We start from the raw sequence: 17,788 nt of genomic DNA on the forward strand, positions 1-17,788 counted from the left end.
TGTTCAACCTTTTGTCGCATGGCGGCAAACCAGAATTTTTGATTCGTCAGCGACGAGCCGTACCGGACCGCTGGCAGGGTCACCCCCCTTCTAAGAAACTCGAGGACTCATCATGCGTGTGATTCTGCTGGGAGCGCCCGGTGCCGGAAAAGGTACTCAGGCTGGCTTCATTACCAAAAAATTCGGTATTCCGCAGATCTCCACGGGCGACATGCTGCGTGCGGCAGTCAAGGCAGGCACCGAGCTGGGTCTGAAAGCCAAGAGCGTGATGGATGCCGGTGGCCTGGTTTCCGATGATCTGATCATCAATCTGGTCAAGGAGCGCATCGCTCAACCCGATTGCGCCAACGGTTTCCTGTTCGACGGCTTCCCACGCACCATTCCTCAGGCCGAAGCGCTGAAGGAAGCCGGCGTGCGTATCGACAACGTGATCGAGATCGCCGTGGACGACGAGGAAATCGTCGGTCGCATCGCTGGTCGCCGCGTGCACCCGGCCTCTGGTCGCGTCTACCACACCGAGCACAACCCGCCGAAGGTTGCCGGTCAGGACGATGAAACCGGCGAGGAGCTGATCCAGCGCGACGACGACAAGGAAGAGACCGTGCGCCATCGCCTGTCGGTCTACCATGCGCAGACCAAGCCGCTGGTGGATTTCTACCAGAGCCTGGCCGCTGCCGAAGGCACGCCGAAGTACGCCCGTATCGAGGGTGTCGGTTCGGTAGACGAGATCACCGCCAAGGTGTTCGCCGCGCTGAGCTGATCGCACCCGCGCTGCACGGTTCGATGAAGATGCCCGTATCCAACGATACGGGCATTTTTTTGCCCGAGGCTCTGGGCAACAACGAAAGAACCGGCACTGCGAATACGCTAGAATCGGCGCCTTTTCACCGACCGGACCAACCCGATGACTACCTTGCTGGCCCTGGATACCGCCACCGAAGCCTGTTCAGTCGCCCTGCTGCATGACGGCAAGGTGCTGAGCCACTACGAGGTGATTCCGCGTCTGCATGCGCAGCGACTGCTGCCGATGGTGCAGACGCTGCTTGGCGAGGCCGGCGTTGCACTGTCCGCGGTGGATGCCATCGCCTTCGGGCGGGGCCCGGGGGCGTTCACCGGCGTGCGGATCGCCATCGGTGTGGTGCAAGGGCTGGCGTTCGCGCTGCAGCGGCCGGTGCTGCCGGTTTCGACTCTCGCGACCATTGCCCAACGCGCCTGGCGCGAGCACGGCGCTGCACAAGTCGCGGCTGCCATCGACGCGCGCATGGACGAGGTTTACTGGGGCTGTTACCGCGAGCAGGGCGGGGAGATGCAGCTACTCGGTAGCGAGGCCGTGTTGCCGCCCGAGCAGGCCGTTCTGCCACGCGCTGCTGACGGCGAATGGTTCGGCGCCGGCACCGGCTGGGGCTATGCCGAGCGGATTCCGTCAGCCGTGCGAGCAAGCGACGCGGGCATGTTGCCGCACGCCGAGGATCTCCTGCATCTGGCGACCTTCGCCTGGCAGCGTGGCGAGGCGCTGGAGGCCGATCAGGCTCAGCCGGTGTATCTGCGCGACAACGTCGCAACACCGAAAGGGATCAAATGACGAGGGGCGTTGCCAAAGTCCTGACTGCCCGTTAGAGTCGCCGGGCCTCTGATCGAGTCAAATGATGCGCGTCGAAAGCTCCTTTCCTGTTCCCTATTCAACGGATCGTTCTGCCCGTACCGGCAGGGCGGCGGATAGCTATGGGGAAACGCAGCGAGCCGCGCAGGCGCAGCGCGGGGTCGGCAGCCGCTCCGGGCAGGACTACCAGCCTCAGGCTGATCGTCCGCAGCAGCGGGTCAACTCCAGCGCTCTGGTCGAGCGCTACTCAGCCTTCCGCTATGACGAGCCGCAGCCGGAGCGCCCATTGTCCAGCCGGGTCGCCCAGGCGTTGGCCAGCTATACCAGCACGGCGAGTTTCCGAGTCGATTTCGACGGCACCGAAGTGCTCGGACTCGACCTGTACGCCTGAGGCGGTTCGATCTGCCAGAGCTTCCCTATTACCTCGGTTGCCCCTCCTGGAATGAGAGTGCCTGGTTGGGTGCCTTGTATCCGACGGGCACGTCCGCTTCCGATTTCCTCGCCAGTTACTGTTCGGTCTTCAACTCGGTCGAGGGCAACACCACACTCTATGCTTGGCCCTCTGAGGAGAAGGTCAGGCGCTGGGCCAGCCAGATGCCAGCAGGCTTTCGCTTCTGCGCCAAGTTCCCCCGTGAAATCAGTCAAGCCAGCGATCTGCACGCGGCGCTGGAGCAGGCACGCGCGTTCCGGCAGCTGTTGCTGCCGTTGGGGCGAAGGGTAACGCCCTTCTGGCTGCAGTTGCCGGCCAGCGTGGGGCCATCCAGACTGGGCGAGCTTGCCGCATTTATCGACGGTTTCGTCGACCCGCTGGCAATCGAGGTGCGACACCCGGCGTTCTTCGACAAGGGCGAGGGCGAACGTGCGTTGAATCGACTGCTGCGTGATCGCGGCGTCGAGCGCATCTGCCTAGATACCCGTGCGTTGTTCAGTTGCCAGTCCGCTGATCCGGCGCTGTTGCATGCGCAGAGCAAGAAGCCGCGCCTGCCGGTGCGCCCGGTAGCATTCAGCGACTCGCCGCAGCTGCGCTTCGTCGGCCACCCGCAGCTGACAGCGAACGATGTGTTCATGGCGCCCTGGCTGGACAAGGTGGCTGGCTGGATCGAGGCGGGCAAGGCGCCGCACGTCTATCTGCATACGCCAGACAATCACCGCGCACCCGAACTGGCGATGCGTTTTCATCGGTTGCTGAGCGAGCGCTTGCCCGGCCTGCCGGCCCTGCCTTCGCTGCAGGTCGCGCCGCAACTGCCCTTGCTCGCCGATTGAGTCAACTCTGCGGCCCGACCACTTTTGTAAAACACTGCCCCCAACTTCGCGCGCCTGGCGTTGCCCATAAGGAATGACCTCTGGCCGCTTCTTTCTGCTCCTGTTGTTGCTGCTTGCCGGCTTCGCCCTGGCGGTCCGGCAGCAACTGATCGACATCCCGCCGCGCTGGAATCCCTGGGCGCCGCTGGACATCCGTGAGCCGCCGAATCTGTTGACGCCCCTCAAACTCAGGCGCCTGCAGCAGGATCGAACGCTCTGCGAACAGGCGCTCGCTACGGCGCCGCTGCGCTATGGCGTCGTGCCGGACAGCACCCCGGAGCCCGGCTGTCCGGTGGAGAACAGCGTGCGGGTCCAGGGTTCGGACGTGCGCTTCAACGGACCTTTTCTCGCCACCTGCCCGCTGGCGGCGGCTTATGCGATGTTCGAGCTGCACGGTCTGCAACCGGCCGCGCAGGCGGTGTTCGGCCAGCCCGTGGTGCGCATCGATCATTTCGGCAGCTTCGCCTGCCGCAACATTGCCCGCAGTAATAGGCGCAGCCAGCACGCCAGCGCCAACGCACTGGATCTGGCCGGCTTTCACTTGAAAAACGGCACCCGTATCACCGTGGCGCGTGACTGGCAGGGCGACGGCGACAAGGCGCGCTTTCTGCGTCTGGTCCGTGACGCAGCCTGCGATGCGTTCAACGTCACGCTCGGGCCGGAGTACAACGCGGCCCATCACGACCACTTTCATGTCGACATGGGCGGTTTCGGCATGTGCCGCTGACCATTCGGGCGCTGCCGGGAATGCTCTGGCACAATGCGCCGTTTTCATCGTTGCTGGTGCCCCATGTCTGCAAGCAATCCTCTGGTTCGGGTCGAGCCGCTCGCTGCGCAATTTGCTGCCGCAGCCCATGATTGGGCGCTGCGCCTGGGGTTACCGCAGGAGCTGGAAGGGGCCGAATTTGCGCTGCAGGTAGGTGAGGCCGGTCTGCAGTTGCAGCTGCTTGAGGCACAGGCTCCGGGGCCGGTGCGTGTGGACTTCGTCGAGGGTGCTGCCGCGCATCGACGTCAGTTCGGCGGTGGCAGCGGTCAGATGATCGCCAAGGCCGTGGGTATCCAGCCCGGCGTCCGGCCACGGGTGCTGGATGCCACCGCAGGGCTGGGGCGCGATGCGTTCGTGCTGGCGACGCTGGGCTGCGAGGTTAGCCTGATCGAACGCCAGCCGCTGATCGCCGCGCTGCTGGAGGATGGCCTGAGTCGCGCGGCAGCGGACTCCGAGGTCGGCGCGATCGCCGCGCGGATGACGCTGCTCAAAGGCAATGCCATCGAGTTGATGAGCCAGTGGCAGGTCGAGCCGCCGCAGGTCATCTACCTCGACCCGATGTTCCCACACCGTGACAAGAGCGCGCTGGTGAAGAAGGAGATGCGCCTGTTTCGGCCCTTCGTGGGCGACGATATGGATGCCCCCGCGCTGCTCGCCGCCGCGCTGGAACTGGCCAGCCATCGGGTGGTGGTCAAGCGCCCGCGCAAGGCGCCGGCAATCGAAGGCAGCAAGCCCGGCTACAGCCTGGAAGGCAAATCCAGCCGCTACGACATCTATCCGAAAAAGAAGCTGCAGGGCTGAATTCACCAGCCTGCAACCTCCCGTTTGGTCAGGTCAGCGGCGATAGGCGCGCAGAAATACGCTCACCGCATCCCGTACGTGCAGGCTGCCTTCCTCATCGGTTGGCGCCTCGGCATAACCGACCAGCAGGCGGAAGTGCTGGGCACCCTTGATCAGCGAGCAGAAATGCTCAGCGGCCCGCAGCGGATCGTCGACTTCCAGCAGGCCCAGCGTGTTGGCCGTGGTGAACAGCTGTTGCAGATCGCACAGCAGCTGCTGCGGGCCGGCATCGAAGAACATCTTCACCAGTCCCGGATTGTGCGTCGCCATCGCCACCATCACCCGATGCAGGCCGATGGACTCGGGGCTGTTGACCAGCTCATTGAAGGCGCCGCCGATCGCCAGCAGCACCGTCTCGATGTCGCAATCCGCCTCCACCTGAAACAGCCGCCTCGGCAGGCGCGTTTCGCAGGTGGTCTTCACGGCTGCGCTGAATAACGCTTCCTTGTCCTTGAAGTGGCTGTAAAGCGTGAGCTTGGAAACGCCGGCTTCAGCGGCGATGGCCTCCATGCTGCTGCCTTCGTAGCCGTTGCCAAGAAACAGCACTTGCGCGGCACCGAGGATTGCCTCGCGCTTGGCTGGGTCCTTCGGGCGACCTGGGCCGGGTGATACGGAGTGGTTTTCTGTCATGAACGTTTTAATAGTGGACTGGCTGGTACGGTATTTTTACTATACCGCGCAGTATAAGTATTCCAATCCGCTTCGCGACAGAGAGACTTCATCGTGTTCCGACATGCCTTGTCCCTTGCCTCCATGTTCGGTTGTGCCCTTGCCCTGGTCGCCTGCGGCAACGGCGAACCGCCGCAGCAGCTGCCTCGTCCGGTCATGGTGGTGCAGCCGCAGCCTGCCAGCGAAGCGCGCGAAAGCTATCCCGGTGAGGTGCACGCGCGCTATGAGCCTGAGCTGGCCTTCCGCATCGGTGGCAAGGTCGTCGAGCGGCTGGTAGAGGCGGGTGACCGCGTACGCAAGGATCAACCTCTGGCGCGGCTCGATCCGCAGGACGTGCGGCTGCAGCTGGATGGCATGCGTGCGCAGGTGGCGGCAGCGGAAGCCAATCTGCGCGTTGCCAAGGCGGAACATGACCGCTACAAGGCGTTGCTTGGTCGCCAGCTGGTCAGCCAGTCGCAGTTCGACAATGCCGACAACGCCTATCGCGCCGCGGCTGCCCGTTTGCAGCAGGCACGGGCCGAGTTCGATGTGGCCAGCAACCAGGTCGACTACGCCGTGCTGCGCGCCACCAGTGATGGTTTGATCGCGCAGCGCCGCATCGAGGTCGGTCAGGTGGTCGCCGCTGGACAGACCGCCTTCGTGCTCGCCGCCGATGGCGAGCGCGAAGTCGCCATCGATCTGCCGGAGCAGTCGCTGGAGCGCTACCGGGTTGGCCAGGATGTCGAGGTCGAACTCTGGTCGCAGCCGGGGCGCCACTATCTCGGCAAAATTCGCGAGCTCTCTCCGGCGGCCGATGCGCAGTCGCGGACCTATTCCGCCCGCGTCGCCTTCAGCGAGCAGGAGGTGCCAGCGGAGCTTGGGCAGAGCGCGCTGGTGAGCATTCGCCGTGCTGGCGAGGTGGCGCTGGCGGTGCCGCTCTCGGCGCTGAGTGCCGAGCAGGGCAGGGCGCATGTCTGGCGGCTGAAGGCCGATTCTACTGTGGAGCGGGTGGAAGTGCGGACCGGGCCGTTCGGTGAGCAACTGGTGCCGGTACTCGAGGGGCTGGAGGCCGACGACTGGATCGTCCTGGCCGGGGTGCAGATGCTCAGCGATAACCAGTCGGTTCGCCCGGTGGATCGCCACAATCGCCCCGTCGAGCTGGCCGCCCAGGAGTAATCGCGATGCGCTTCAATCTTTCCGCATGGGCGCTGCAGAACCGGCAGATCGTCGTTTACCTGATGCTGCTGCTGGCGATCGTCGGAGCGCTGTCCTACAGCAAGCTCGGCCAGAGCGAGGACCCGCCATTCACCTTCAAGGCGATGGTCATCCAGACCCAGTGGCCGGGCGCTACCGCCGAGGAAATGTCGCGCCAGGTCACTGAGCGCATCGAGAAGAAACTGATGGAAACCGGCGAGTACGAGCGCATCGTCTCGTTCTCCAGGCCGGGCGAATCCAACGTGACGTTCATGGCGCGCGACTCGATGCGCTCGAAGGACATCCCTGACCTCTGGTACCAGATTCGCAAGAAGATCGGCGACATCCAGCACACCTTTCCACCGGGAGTGCGCGGACCGTTCTTCAACGACGAGTTCGGCACCACCTTCGGCAACATCTACGCCCTGACCGGCAGCGGTTTCGACTACGCGATCCTCAAGGACTACGCCGATCGCATCCAGTTGCAGCTGCAGCGAGTGAAAAGCGTCGGCAAGGTCGAGCTGATCGGCCTGCAGGACGAGAAGATCTGGATCGAGCTGTCCAACGTCAAACTGGCCACGCTCGGCGTTCCGCTGGAGGCCGTGCGTCAGGCGCTGGAGGCGCAGAACGCGGTGACTGCCGCCGGTTTCGTCGAGACCATCAGCGATCGGGTGCAGTTGCGCGTCACCGGCAGCTTCGAGACGGTCAAGCAGATTCGCGATTTCCCCATCCGCGTGGCCGGCCGCACCTTCCGTATCGGCGATGTTGCCGAGGTACATCGCGGCTTCAACGACCCGCCCGCGCCGCGTATGCGCTTCATGGGTGAGCCGGCGCTGGGGCTGGCGGTATCGATGAAAAGCGGTGGCGACATCCTGGTACTGGGCCAGGCACTGGAGCAGGAGTTCGCGCGCCTGCAGCAGGAGTTGCCGGCGGGGATGCAGCTGCGCAAGGTGTCGGATCAGCCGGCTGCGGTGAAGACCGGCGTCGGTGAGTTCGTCAAGGTGCTGATCGAAGCGCTGGTGATCGTGCTGCTGGTGAGCTTCTTCTCGCTCGGCGTGCGCACCGGTCTGGTGGTGGCGCTATCGATTCCGCTGGTGCTGGCGATGACCTTTGCCGCCATGAGCTATCTGGACATCGGCCTGCACAAGATCTCCCTCGGTGCCCTGGTACTGGCCCTCGGGCTGATGGTGGACGACGCGATCATTGCGGTGGAGATGATGGCGATCAAGATGGAACAGGGCTACGACCGCCTCAAGGCCGCCAGCTTCGCCTGGACCAGTACGGCGTTCCCGATGCTGACCGGCACACTGATTACCGCCGCCGGCTTTCTGCCCATCGCCACCGCGAACTCCAGTACCGGTGAATACACCCGTTCGATCTTCCAGGTGGTGGCCATCTCGCTGATCGCGTCCTGGATCGCCGCGGTGATGTTCGTGCCGTTGATCGGCGAGAAGCTGCTGCCCGACCTGGCCAAGAAATCCGCACACAAGCACGGCACGAGCAGCGAAGGTCACGATCCCTATGCCACGCCGTTCTACCAGCGCGTGCGTCGCGTGGTGACCTTCTGCGTGCGCCGGCGCAAGACTGTCATCCTGCTCACCCTGGCGATTTTCGCCGCCGCGGTGGTGCTGTTCCGTCTGGTGCCGCAACAGTTCTTCCCGGCGTCCGGCCGTTTGGAGCTGATGGTCGATCTCAAACTGGCTGAAGGCGCTTCGCTCAAGGCCACCGAGGCCGAGGTTCGGCGCCTTGAGGAGCTGCTCAAGGAGCGGGCCGGCATCGACAACTACGTGGCCTACGTCGGCACCGGCTCGCCGCGTTTCTACCTGCCGCTGGACCAGCAGCTGCCGGCGACCAGCTTCGCCCAGTTCGTCGTGCTGGCGGAAAGCATCGAATCCCGTGAAGCCCTGCGCAGCTGGCTGATCGAGCGCATGCGCGAGGATTTCCCCAGCCTGCGCGGCCGCGTGACACGACTGGAGAACGGCCCGCCGGTGGGCTATCCGGTGCAGTTCCGCGTTACCGGCGAGCACATCGACGTGGTGCGTGGGCTGGCTCGCCAGGTCGCTGCCAAGGTCAATGAGAACCCGCACGTGGCCAACGTTCATCTGGACTGGCAGGAGCCGAGCAAGATGGTTCGGCTCAACGTCGATCAGGATCGCGCCCGCGCGCTGGGCGTGACCACCGCCGAGCTGTCCGGCTTCCTGCGACGCACCTTCACCGGCAGCAGCGTCAGCCAGTTCCGCGAAGACAATGAACTGATTGAGATCCTCTTGCGCGGCACCGAGCGTGAGCGGCTTGAGCTGTCGATGCTGCCGAGCCTGGCCATTCCCACCGAGAGCGGGCGCAGCGTGCCGCTGTCGCAGGTGGCGACGCTCGAATACGGCTTCGAGGAGGGCGTGATCTGGCATCGCAACCGTCTGCCGACGGTTACCGTGCGCGCCGACGTTTACGGAGAGCAGCAGCCAGCCGCGCTGGTGCGGGAGATCGAGCCGACGCTGGCGGAAATCCGTGCTCAGCTGCCCGGCGGCTATCTGCTCGAGGTGGGCGGCACTGTCGAGGATTCCGAGCGCGGTCAGCGTTCGGTTAATGCCGGTATGCCGCTGTTCGTCATCGTCGTGCTGACCTTGCTGATGGCGCAGCTCAAGAGCTTCTCGCGCTCGGCCATGGTGTTTCTCACTGCACCGCTGGGGATCATCGGTGTGGCGCTGTTCCTGCTGTTGTTCGGCCAGCCGTTCGGCTTCGTCGCCATGCTTGGCACCATCGCCTTGTCGGGGATGATCATGCGCAACTCGGTGATTCTGGTAGACCAGATCGAGCAGGACATCGGTGCAGGTCAGGCGCGTTTCAGCGCCATCGTCGAGGCCACCGTGCGGCGCTTCCGGCCCATCGTGCTCACCGCGCTGGCGTCGGTACTGGCGATGATTCCGCTGTCGCGCAGCATCTTCTTCGGTCCGATGGCGGTGGCGATCATGGGTGGCCTGATCGTCGCCACGGCGCTGACGCTGCTGTTCCTGCCGGCGCTGTACGCGGCCTGGTTCCGCGTTCGCGAAGATGAGGCGAGCGCCCGCTGACGGTGCTTATCAGGCGCGTCTGAACGGCGCGCTCAGATGCCTGCGGCGTTCAGCAGGCATTCGGCGGCGGCCTTGGCGTCCAGCGCCTGCTCGCCTGGCCCTTCGATATGCGCCATGCTCAACGCCCCTTCGAGCAGGTACTGCAGCTGCCGCGCCAGCTGCGTCGCGTTAGGTGCACTCATGCGATCCAGCAGTTCGCGCAAGTAGGCCTGCAGCTCGGCCTTGTAAGCCGCCGAGCGCTGATGGATGGGATGCTCACGGTCCTGATACTCGGCCGCTGCGTTGATGAACAGGCAGCCGCAGAACTGCTCGCCACCATGGATCATCCCGTGCAGGCCATCGAACACGCGCAGTAGCGCTTCGCGTGGCGGCATCTTGCTGGCCCGCTCGCGCAGGCGCGTCAGCATCAGCTCGTGACGCGCCTCGAGCACGGCGAGGATCAGCTCGTCCTTGGACTTGAAGTGCTTGTACAGGGTCATCTTGGCCACGCCGGATTCGGCCAGGATGCGGTCGATACCCGTGGCGTGATAACCCTCGCGATAGAACAGATCCTCTGCGGTGTTGAGCAACTGGTCGCGCTTGTTCGATGCCATGGATACCTCCTGTGGTTCGACATTATGCGGGAGCGCTAGCCGTTCGCTCCAGCTGACCATTTTCTCATTGGTGCTTGAAGTATACAGACAGGTCTGTCTATTATCCAGTCACACCCACCAGTGAGGGCAGATACCATGAAGCGCCATGAGCGGGCGTCCTATCCCGGCGCTGCACTACCGATCCAGGCTCATTCGCGCGTTGCTGGGCTGTACCGGCATTTCGGGGCTGTAGCCGTGATGACCGCACAGAACAGAACGCTGGCCAATGGTCGCTGGTCGCCGGGCAAGCGGAGCGGAGTGTGGCTGTTGTTGGCTGTCGCTCTGTTGCTGCCGCTGTCCGGCTCTGCCGATGACACGCAGGCAGCAGAGGGGCTGCGTTTCAGCCTGGTGAAGACAGCACAGAGCGAAAGTGGCGATTTCCTGCTGCGCCGGGGCGGTTGGCAAGAGGTGCCCCCAACTCAGCACATCGCGGTGCTTATCGAGCATCGCGGCCATCGGTTGCTGTTCGGTACCGGCCTGGGACGGCAGATCGAGACACAGTGGAATGCCGAGTTGCCGTGGCGGACCAAGCGTTACGGGACTGTACAACCGGTGCGCGATCAGCTGGAAAAGGATCGGCTGACGGTCGATCGCATCGTGCTGGGTTGCGTGCGCTGGGAGCACGCCTCGGGCCTGGCCGATTATCCCGAGGTGCCAGTACTGGCCAGTTCGGAGACGCTTGACTACCTGGAAGCGGCGACAGCGCCGGCTGTGCTTGCCAGCCAGTTTCGCCATCCGGTGCGCTGGCAGTCGCTGGACTTCCGCTCCCGGCCGTATCTGGGGCATGCACGAAGCCTGGACCTCTATGGGGATGGGAAGCTGGTCCTGGTTCCGCTCTCCGGCCATGGGGCCGTCGGCCTTTATCTGACTCTCGACGATGGGCGTCGCTTCTTCTTCCGCGGCGACCGCCCGGAGCACAGCGCGGATGGCGTGCCGGAAGGCGTCGCAACGTTGCAGGATGCCGGCACACAGACCGCGCTCGGCTATTACCCACGCTGGGTGCAGTGAGCCGACAAAGGAGGATAAAAAAATACCGCGCGGCAGGATCGGATATAGGCGATGCTAGGACGCAAGGGCTGGACAGATCGCACCGCGCGCAAGCGCCGGCCTCGATTGTCCGGCCCGTGCCCTATGGCCGAAGTAGGTCTGCCGCTGTGAAGACGGATAGCTGCGCGCCCCTGGCGAGTGTCATCGATCTGTTGCTGGATGCCATTTGCGTTGTCGATGCGCAGGGCAACATCGTCTACGTAAATGCCGCCTGTGAGCGCATCTTCGGTTATACGCCGGAGGAAATGGTGGGCAGGCGGATGCTCGAAATGGTCTATCCCGAAGACCGTGCCCGCACCGTGGCCGCCGCTCACGAAGTCATGGCCAGCCAGCCGCTGCTGCACTTCGAAAATCGTTATGTGCGCAAGGACGGCAGCGTGGCGCACATCATGTGGTCTGCCTGCTGGTCAACAGACAACAAGCTGCGTATCGGCGTGGCGCGCGACATTACCCAGCGCAAGCAGTCCGAAGCCATGCAGGCGGCGCTCTATTCGATTTCCGAAGCTGCGCACGGAGCCAAGGATCTCGCCGCTCTCTATCAGCAGATTCATCTGACCATTGCCCGTCTGCTGCCGGTGGACGATTTCATCGTCGCCATCCGCAATGCTGCCAGCGGCGAGCTGACTTATCCCTACCAGGCGCTGGCGCTCGATTCGACCGGTCTGCCAGCGGAGCCCGCGGCGTCTCTGTGCTTTTCCGTTCTGCATGGCGCACAGCCGTTGCGCTTCAATGCTGACTCGATGCGTGCTCTGGCGCTCCCGCTCGGTGACGGGGATATCCGTGCCTGGTGGCTGGGTGTGCCGCTCAACTCGAGCGAGGGCGTGATCGGCGTGCTGTTGCTCAAGAGCACAGCGGTGCCCTACACCGAAAAGGATCAGGAGCTGTTGCAGTTCGTCTCGACCCAGGTGGTCACGGCCATTGAACGCCAGCAGCTGTATGCGAGGCTGCATCGTATGGCGCAGTACGACGAACTCACCGGGCTGCCAAATCGCGCGTGCTTCCGTGACCGCCTGAGCACGGCACTTGCGCGCGTGCGGCGCAACGGCGGGCGTATCGCCTTGCTCTATGTGGACCTGGACCGTTTCAAGCAGGTCAACGATACCTACGGCCACGGCGGTGGTGATCAGCTGCTGCGTGCCGTTGCCGATCGCCTGACCGCCTGCGTGCGCGACACCGATACCGTAGCGCGTCTGGGTGGCGACGAGTTCGTCGTACTGCTGGAAAGCATCGCCGAACCGGAGGATGCCCAGCGCGTGGTCGAGAAGGTGCGTAGCGCCTTTGAGCAGCCACTGAGCATCACCGGGCACAGCCTGGAGATTGGCATGAGCATCGGCATCGCGTTGTACCCGGAGGACGGCGAGGCTGAGACGCAGCTGCTCAAGCAGGCCGACGATCGCATGTACCTGATGAAGGCCCGCGGCGGCCAGCAATCGGTGGACTGCGACTGATATCGGGCTTTCGTCAGAACGACTTCAGCATCCTGCCCAGCAACTCCATCGCCTGCTCGCTGCGCGTGTCCCATGGGTGGCCGTGATTCAGCCGCGCGCAGTTGCGAAAGCGCTGGGTCGCCGAAAAGATCGGCCCTGGCGCCAGGCTGATGCCCTGGGCCAGCGCCAGTTGCAGCAGCTGCAGCGAATCCACCTGCTCAGGGAATTCGAACCAGAGAAAATACCCACCGCTGGGCCGCGTGACCCGTGTGCTGGCTGGGAAATGGCGGGCGGCGGAGGCGAGCATTGCGCCCTGTTGCATCTCCAATGCGTGACGTAGCTTGCGCAGGTGACGGTCGTAGCCGCCATGCTGCAGATAGTCAGCGATGGCGGCCTGGGCCGGCACGGATGGCGAGATGGTGGTCATCAGCTTGAGCCGGGCGATCTGTTCGGCATAGCGACCGCCGGCGACCCAGCCGACCCGGTAGCCGGGCGCCAGGCTCTTGGAGAACGAGCCGCAGTGCATCACCAGACCTTCGCGATCATGGCTTTTCACCGGCTTGGGCGGCTCGCGGGTGAAGTACAGCTCGGCGTAGACATCATCCTCGATCAGCGGCACCTGATGGCGCTGCAACAGCTCATAGAGCTGCTGCTTCTTCGCCTCGCCCATGCTCGCACCCAGCGGGTTCTGCAGACTGCTCATGAACCAGCAGGCCTTGATCGGCAGGTGCGCGAGGCGATCGGCGAGGATGTCCAGGTCGATGCCTTCGCGCGGGTGCACCGGGATCTCCACCGCCTTGAGCTTGAGCCGTTCCAGCACCTGCAGCGTGGCATAGAACGCTGGCGCCTCGATCGCTACCAGATCGCCCGGTTCGGTCACCACCTGCAGGCACAGATTGAGTGCCTCCATCGCACCGGTGGTGATCACCAGTTCGTCCATCGGCAGCATCACGCCGCTGACCATGTAGCGCAGGGCGATCTGTCGGCGCAAATCAGGGTTCCCCGCGGTCATCTCGGCGATCACTTCGCGTGCCGGCATGTCGCGCACGCTCTGCGCCATCGAGCGCGCCAGGCGCTGCAGGGGAAACAGCTCGGGGCTGGGGAAGGCCGAACCGAAGGGCACCGTGGCCGGGTCGCGCAGCGAGGCGAGCACCGAGAACACCAGCTCGCTGACGCCGACGTCGGTAGTCTCTGCCGGGCGGCTGCTGATGTCCGGTTCGTGCAACGGGCGCTTGGCATGTTCGCGGACGAAATAGCCCGAACGCGCCCGCGCCTGGATCAGCCCGCGGTCTTCCAATAGGTAGTACGCCTGGAACACGGTGGACGGACTGACGCCGTAGGTGCGGCTGGCGTGGCGCACCGAGGGCACCTTTTCTCCCGGCGCGAGCACGCCGCTGCGGATCAGTTCGGCAATCTCGTCGGCGAATTTCTCGTAGCGCTTCATCGTGTCCGGGCCGAGGCGGTTGGGCATGGCCAGTTTACTGGCGCAGCGCCGCGATGGGGGCGACGAAGGTGCTCGGTGTGCTCACCCGACTGCTCGGCTCGGCGATGTCGCTGACCTCGAAGCGCAGCTCGCGGCTGAAGTCCCGGGCGTTGTCGAGCAGCGCGACGCTGACCGGCAGATCGGCGATCTCGCCCGGGGCCAGGACGATCTCGCGCGGTCCCTGCAGCGCGAACGGCCCACCCTCAAGCCCGAGCGCATAGCGGCGCGGCTGCTGCGTCTTGTTGATCAGCTTGAGGCGATACATGTTCTCGATCTGGCCCTGCATGTTCTCGCGGTACAGCGTGCGATCGCGGATGACGTCCAGCTGCAGCTGCGGCCGCGCGTCTAGTGCCCAGATGAAGGCGGCGATCATCGCCGTCATCGCCACGGCATAACCGATCAGGCGCGGACGCAAGAGGCGGGTGGCGCCGCCTTTGAGCGCGCGTTCGGAGCTGTAGCGCAGCAGGCCGCGGGCGTAACCCATCCGATCCATGACGCTGTCGCAGACATCGATGCAGGCGCCGCAGCTGATGCAATCCAGCTGCAGGCCGTCGCGAATGTCGATGCCGGTGGGGCAGACCTGCACGCACAGCGTGCAGTCGACGCAATCGCCAAGGCCCTGTGCCCGCGGATCGGCGCCCTTGCGCCGCGCACCGCGGTTCTCGCCACGGGCGGTAACGTAGGAAACCAGCAGGGTGTCGGCATCGAACATCACGCTCTGGAAGCGCGAGTAGGGACACATATGCAGGCACACCTGCTCGCGCAGCCAGCCGGCATTGATGTAGGTCGCGGCGGTGAAGAACAGCAGCCAGAAGGTAGTGGTGGCACCGGCGTCGAAACGGCCGAGGTCGGCCACCAGCTCGCGCACCGGCGTGAAGTAGCCGACGAAAGCCAGGGCCGTGGCCAGGCTGATCGCCAGCCACAGCGTGTGCTTGGCGGCACGGCGCAGCAGCTTGGCAGGCGACCAGGGAGCGGCGTCGAGCTTGATGCGCTGCAGGCGATCACCCTCGGTTAGCTTTTCCACCCACATGAACATCCAGGTCCAGGTGCTCTGCGGGCAGGCGTAGCCGCACCAGATGCGCCCGGCCAGCACGGTGATGAAGAACAGGCCGAACGCAGCGATGATCAGAATCGCCGAAAGCAGGATGAAATCCTGCGGCCAGAAGGTGGCGCCGAAGATATGGAACTGTTGCCGGTCCAGATCCCAGAGCACCGCCTGGCGGCCGTTCCAGTTCAGCCAGACGGTGCCGAAGTAGAGCAGCATCAGCAGGGCGCCGCCCAACAGGCGCAGGTTTCGGAAGCGGCCGCTGAAACTGCGTGTATGAATGGGCCCGCCGCTTTGCGCGGGTGTCAGGCGGATCGGTCGGCTGGGATCAACGGTATCGATGATCTGCGCGGGTATGCGGTCGGTCATTAGGCTTCGCCCCATAGGCTTTTCAGGCGAGGCGATGATCCGTGCGAAGGGGAGCGCATAACAGACTCAGATGGACCGAGGAAATACGGATCAGATGAATCCCCTGTGTGCGTCTTCAGGCCTTGTGCCGCCACGGCTTGACCTGTGTCAGTGGGTCGTATCGCAATCAGCTGATCCGCTTTTTTTGGGCCTATCTGCACCTGTTCTGTCGCGGCCCGGGCAGTCATAGTCGAGACCTTTTGCCAAGCAATGAGGAGCTAGCGTCATGATGTCTGACCTGCCGCCGATGGAGCACCGTCGATGATTCTCAAGGGCCTGACCTGGCTGGTACTGCTGCAACTGCTCGGCAATCTGATCAATCTGGTGCTGCTGCCGGCATTGCCGGGGCCGATCATCGGCATGCTGTTGCTGTTCGGCTTGTTGCTGCTGCGCCGCAGCATTCCCGAGTCGCTGGAGAAAACCGCGGCGCTGCTGCTGCAGTATCTGCCGCTGCTGCTGATCGTGCCCGCAGCCGGAATCATGACCAGTGGCTCCGCGCTACTGGATGATCTTCCGGCCATCGCCGCCGGGCTGGTGCTGTCCCTGCTGATCACCGTGCCGTTCTGCGGCTGGCTGATGCAGCGGCTGATTCGCCGGCTCGATCGCAAATCGGAGAACCAGGCATGACCGTGCTTGACTGGTCCACGGCCTGGGCGGCCGTCGTGGTGCACCCGCTGTTCTCCGTGGCGCTGACCCTGATCGCCTTCCAGCTGGCGCTGATGCTCTATCGGCGCAGCGGCTGGCTGGTGCTGCAGCCGGTGATGGTCGGCATGCTGCTGGTGGTCGGCACGCTGACCCTGGTGGACCTGGACTATGCCCGCTACCGCGAGGGCGCCACGCTGGTCGCCATGCTCCTCGGCCCGGCGACCGTGGCGCTGGCGGTGCCGCTGCATCGTCACCTCAAGCGGATTCAGCAATTGTTCTGGCCGATTGTCATCACCCTGGCCGTCGGCGGCATGCTCAGCGTGGTGCTGACGTTGGCGATCGCCTGGGCGCTGGGCGCACAGATGCCGGTGCTGATGAGCCTGGCGCCGAAGTCGGCGACCATGCCGATTGCCATGCTGGTGGCCGAGCAGCTCGGCGGCCTGGCGTCGCTGGCGGCGGTATTCGTCATGCTTACTGGCGTTATCGGCACGGCGCTGGGGCCGCTGTTGCTGCGCTGGGCCGGTGTCGATCATCCCGCTGCACGGGGTCTGAGTTATGGCATTAATGCGCACGCCATCGGTACGGCACGGGCGTTGGAGGAGGGCGACGAATGCGGCGCTTTCGCGGCACTGGGGATGAGCCTGCTGGGCATTCTGATCGCATTGCTGCTGCCTTTCGCCCTGGGTTGAGTCGCTGCCATCGGTGTTGCTGACCAAGCGCGCGAAATACGGGCGCTTCAGCCCTCACGTGGCACTGGCTAGCGCCCGGTCCGACCCGTTAAAGTAGGCGGCGGTCGCTTGACCGTGCACAGGGTGCAAACCATGAAATTGCGGATGTTCCAGGTCGATGCTTTCACCGCTGAACGTTTCCGGGGCAATCCCGCGGCGGTGATCCCCCTGCAAGCCTGGCTGTCGGACGAGTTGATGCAAGCCATCGCCGCCGAAAACAACCTTTCCGAAACCGCCTTCTTCGTCCGTGAAGCGGACGGGGCGTTTCACATCCGCTGGTTTTCGCCGCTTACCGAGATCGATTTCTGCGGGCACGCCACCCTCGCCAGCGCCTTCGTGCTGCTGGAGCAGGACCTGGCACAGGCGCCGCTGGTTTTCCGCGCTGCGGCCGTGGGCGATCTGAGCGTGCAGCGGCGGGCTGACGGTCTGCTGGAAATGAGCTTCCCCAACCGCGCGCCAGATCCGGTTGCCGAACCGCCAGCGGCATTGTTGCAGGGGCTTGGATGCGAGCCAGACGCAGTGCTGCGCAACCAGCAGGCCTGGTTCGCCGTCTACCGCGACGAACAGCAGGTGCGCATGTTGACGCCTGACCTCGATGCGCTGCGCACCCTGGCGCCGCTGGATGTAGTGGTGACCGCACCAGGGCGCGAACAGGATTTCGTCTCGCGCTACTTCTGGCCAGCCAATGGTGGCGCCGAAGATCCGGTGACCGGTTCCATTCACGCCGGACTCGCGCCGTACTGGGCAGGGCAGCTGGGGCGCAATGAACTGGTGGCTCTGCAGGCCTCGGCGCGTACCGGCATCCTGCACTGTCGGGTCGAGGCGGATCGTGTGATGGTGGCCGGGCAGGCCGTGCTCTTTCTCGACGGCACCATCGAACTTTAAACAACTATTTTTCATGCATTGCGGGCGGCCCGAGGCCGGCGTGATGGGTGTGCCTGTGTGTGGCTGATCG

The 17,788-nt window shown here is 64.4% G+C and carries 17 protein-coding genes; 13 read left to right on the top strand and 4 right to left on the bottom strand.

Annotated features, from left to right (window positions below; genetic code table 11):
* The first annotated feature begins 112 nt into the window (after positions 1 to 112).
* The 6 genes from adk (at position 113) to BHD08_RS07135 (ending at position 4,469) form a co-directional block, all read left to right on the top strand.
* Positions 113 to 760, top strand: coding sequence for an adenylate kinase (gene adk / locus BHD08_RS07110; protein WP_015276416.1), 648 nt, complete (start codon positions 113 to 115; stop codon positions 758 to 760).
* Positions 761 to 904: 144 nt separating this feature from the next.
* Positions 905 to 1,582: a tRNA (adenosine(37)-N6)-threonylcarbamoyltransferase complex dimerization subunit type 1 TsaB gene (gene tsaB / locus BHD08_RS07115; RefSeq protein WP_015276417.1), complete on the top strand. Its 678-nt coding sequence runs from the start codon at positions 905 to 907 to the stop codon at positions 1,580 to 1,582.
* A 64-nt stretch (positions 1,583 to 1,646) separates the two neighbouring features.
* Positions 1,647 to 1,991: a hypothetical protein gene (locus BHD08_RS07120; protein ID WP_125021498.1), complete on the top strand. Its 345-nt coding sequence runs from the start codon at positions 1,647 to 1,649 to the stop codon at positions 1,989 to 1,991.
* A gap of 74 nt (positions 1,992 to 2,065) precedes the next feature.
* On the top strand, positions 2,066 to 2,863 hold the full coding sequence (locus BHD08_RS07125; protein ID WP_125021500.1) for a DUF72 domain-containing protein: 798 nt from the start codon (positions 2,066 to 2,068) through the stop codon (positions 2,861 to 2,863).
* 73 nt (positions 2,864 to 2,936) lie between these two features.
* Entirely contained in the window at positions 2,937 to 3,629 is a 693-nt protein-coding gene (locus BHD08_RS07130; protein WP_125021296.1) for an extensin family protein, read from the top strand.
* A 63-nt stretch (positions 3,630 to 3,692) separates the two neighbouring features.
* Entirely contained in the window at positions 3,693 to 4,469 is a 777-nt protein-coding gene (locus BHD08_RS07135; protein WP_125021297.1) for a class I SAM-dependent methyltransferase, read from the top strand.
* A gap of 33 nt (positions 4,470 to 4,502) precedes the next feature.
* On the opposite strand, the gene BHD08_RS07140 is transcribed toward BHD08_RS07135, so the two are convergent.
* A complete protein-coding gene (locus BHD08_RS07140) occupies positions 4,503 to 5,138 on the bottom strand; it encodes a TetR/AcrR family transcriptional regulator (RefSeq protein WP_125021298.1) in 636 nt (211 codons plus the stop codon).
* A gap of 93 nt (positions 5,139 to 5,231) precedes the next feature.
* On the opposite strand from BHD08_RS07140, the gene BHD08_RS07145 reads away from it, so the two are divergent.
* Positions 5,232 to 6,332, top strand: a complete 1,101-nt coding sequence (locus tag BHD08_RS07145) for an efflux RND transporter periplasmic adaptor subunit (RefSeq protein WP_125021299.1) — start codon at positions 5,232 to 5,234, stop codon at positions 6,330 to 6,332.
* 5 nt (positions 6,333 to 6,337) lie between these two features.
* Positions 6,338 to 9,418, top strand: a complete 3,081-nt coding sequence (locus BHD08_RS07150) for an efflux RND transporter permease subunit (protein ID WP_125021300.1) — start codon at positions 6,338 to 6,340, stop codon at positions 9,416 to 9,418.
* 32 nt (positions 9,419 to 9,450) lie between these two features.
* Here the strand turns inward: BHD08_RS07150 and BHD08_RS07155 are convergent, their stop codons facing one another.
* Positions 9,451 to 10,011 (bottom strand): TetR/AcrR family transcriptional regulator, encoded by a 561-nt coding sequence (locus BHD08_RS07155; RefSeq protein WP_125021301.1) that lies wholly within the window; start codon positions 10,009 to 10,011, stop codon positions 9,451 to 9,453.
* Positions 10,012 to 10,248: 237 nt separating this feature from the next.
* On the opposite strand from BHD08_RS07155, the gene BHD08_RS07160 reads away from it, so the two are divergent.
* Positions 10,249 to 11,058: a Zn-dependent hydrolase gene (locus BHD08_RS07160; protein WP_125021502.1), complete on the top strand. Its 810-nt coding sequence runs from the start codon at positions 10,249 to 10,251 to the stop codon at positions 11,056 to 11,058.
* Between the two features lie 146 nt (positions 11,059 to 11,204).
* On the top strand, positions 11,205 to 12,545 hold the full coding sequence (locus BHD08_RS07165) for a bifunctional diguanylate cyclase/phosphodiesterase (protein WP_125021302.1): 1,341 nt from the start codon (positions 11,205 to 11,207) through the stop codon (positions 12,543 to 12,545).
* A 13-nt stretch (positions 12,546 to 12,558) separates the two neighbouring features.
* On the opposite strand, the gene mapR is transcribed toward BHD08_RS07165, so the two are convergent.
* Positions 12,559 to 13,968, bottom strand: coding sequence for a GntR family transcriptional regulator MpaR (gene mapR, locus BHD08_RS07170; protein WP_125021504.1), 1,410 nt, complete (start codon positions 13,966 to 13,968; stop codon positions 12,559 to 12,561).
* Positions 13,969 to 14,002: 34 nt separating this feature from the next.
* Positions 14,003 to 15,421 (bottom strand): cytochrome c oxidase accessory protein CcoG, encoded by a 1,419-nt coding sequence (gene ccoG, locus BHD08_RS07175; RefSeq protein WP_125021303.1) that lies wholly within the window; start codon positions 15,419 to 15,421, stop codon positions 14,003 to 14,005.
* A 300-nt stretch (positions 15,422 to 15,721) separates the two neighbouring features.
* On the opposite strand from ccoG, the gene BHD08_RS07180 reads away from it, so the two are divergent.
* The 3 genes from BHD08_RS07180 (at position 15,722) to BHD08_RS07190 (ending at position 17,718) form a co-directional block, all read left to right on the top strand.
* Positions 15,722 to 16,087 carry a CidA/LrgA family protein gene (locus BHD08_RS07180; RefSeq protein ID WP_125021304.1) on the top strand — a complete coding sequence of 122 codons (366 nt, stop codon included), beginning with the start codon at positions 15,722 to 15,724 and terminating at the stop codon, positions 16,085 to 16,087.
* A complete protein-coding gene (locus BHD08_RS07185; protein WP_125021305.1) occupies positions 16,084 to 16,794 on the top strand; it encodes an LrgB family protein in 711 nt (236 codons plus the stop codon). The genes BHD08_RS07180 and BHD08_RS07185 overlap by 4 nt, the downstream gene beginning before the upstream one ends.
* 144 nt (positions 16,795 to 16,938) lie before the next feature.
* Entirely contained in the window at positions 16,939 to 17,718 is a 780-nt protein-coding gene (locus tag BHD08_RS07190) for a PhzF family phenazine biosynthesis protein (protein WP_125021506.1), read from the top strand.
* The last annotated feature ends 70 nt before the right edge of the window (positions 17,719 to 17,788 follow it).

Source organism: Pseudomonas sp. SCT (genome assembly GCF_003864275.1).
Taxonomy (GTDB): domain Bacteria; phylum Pseudomonadota; class Gammaproteobacteria; order Pseudomonadales; family Pseudomonadaceae; genus Stutzerimonas; species Stutzerimonas stutzeri_AE.

Coding starts and splice junctions, on each gene's coding strand:
- BHD08_RS07130 (WP_125021296.1), top strand. CDS start 2,937: ATGACCTCTGGCCGCTTCTTTCTGCTCCTGTTGTTGCTGCTTGCCGGC.
- ccoG (WP_125021303.1), bottom strand. CDS start 15,421: ATGACCGACCGCATACCCGCGCAGATCATCGATACCGTTGATCCCAGC.
- BHD08_RS07185 (WP_125021305.1), top strand. CDS start 16,084: ATGACCGTGCTTGACTGGTCCACGGCCTGGGCGGCCGTCGTGGTGCAC.
- adk (WP_015276416.1), top strand. CDS start 113: ATGCGTGTGATTCTGCTGGGAGCGCCCGGTGCCGGAAAAGGTACTCAG.
- BHD08_RS07180 (WP_125021304.1), top strand. CDS start 15,722: ATGATTCTCAAGGGCCTGACCTGGCTGGTACTGCTGCAACTGCTCGGC.
- BHD08_RS07155 (WP_125021301.1), bottom strand. CDS start 10,011: ATGGCATCGAACAAGCGCGACCAGTTGCTCAACACCGCAGAGGATCTG.
- BHD08_RS07190 (WP_125021506.1), top strand. CDS start 16,939: ATGTTCCAGGTCGATGCTTTCACCGCTGAACGTTTCCGGGGCAATCCC.
- BHD08_RS07150 (WP_125021300.1), top strand. CDS start 6,338: ATGCGCTTCAATCTTTCCGCATGGGCGCTGCAGAACCGGCAGATCGTC.
- BHD08_RS07135 (WP_125021297.1), top strand. CDS start 3,693: ATGTCTGCAAGCAATCCTCTGGTTCGGGTCGAGCCGCTCGCTGCGCAA.
- BHD08_RS07120 (WP_125021498.1), top strand. CDS start 1,647: ATGCGCGTCGAAAGCTCCTTTCCTGTTCCCTATTCAACGGATCGTTCT.
- tsaB (WP_015276417.1), top strand. CDS start 905: ATGACTACCTTGCTGGCCCTGGATACCGCCACCGAAGCCTGTTCAGTC.
- BHD08_RS07160 (WP_125021502.1), top strand. CDS start 10,249: ATGACCGCACAGAACAGAACGCTGGCCAATGGTCGCTGGTCGCCGGGC.
- mapR (WP_125021504.1), bottom strand. CDS start 13,968: ATGAAGCGCTACGAGAAATTCGCCGACGAGATTGCCGAACTGATCCGC.
- BHD08_RS07140 (WP_125021298.1), bottom strand. CDS start 5,138: ATGACAGAAAACCACTCCGTATCACCCGGCCCAGGTCGCCCGAAGGAC.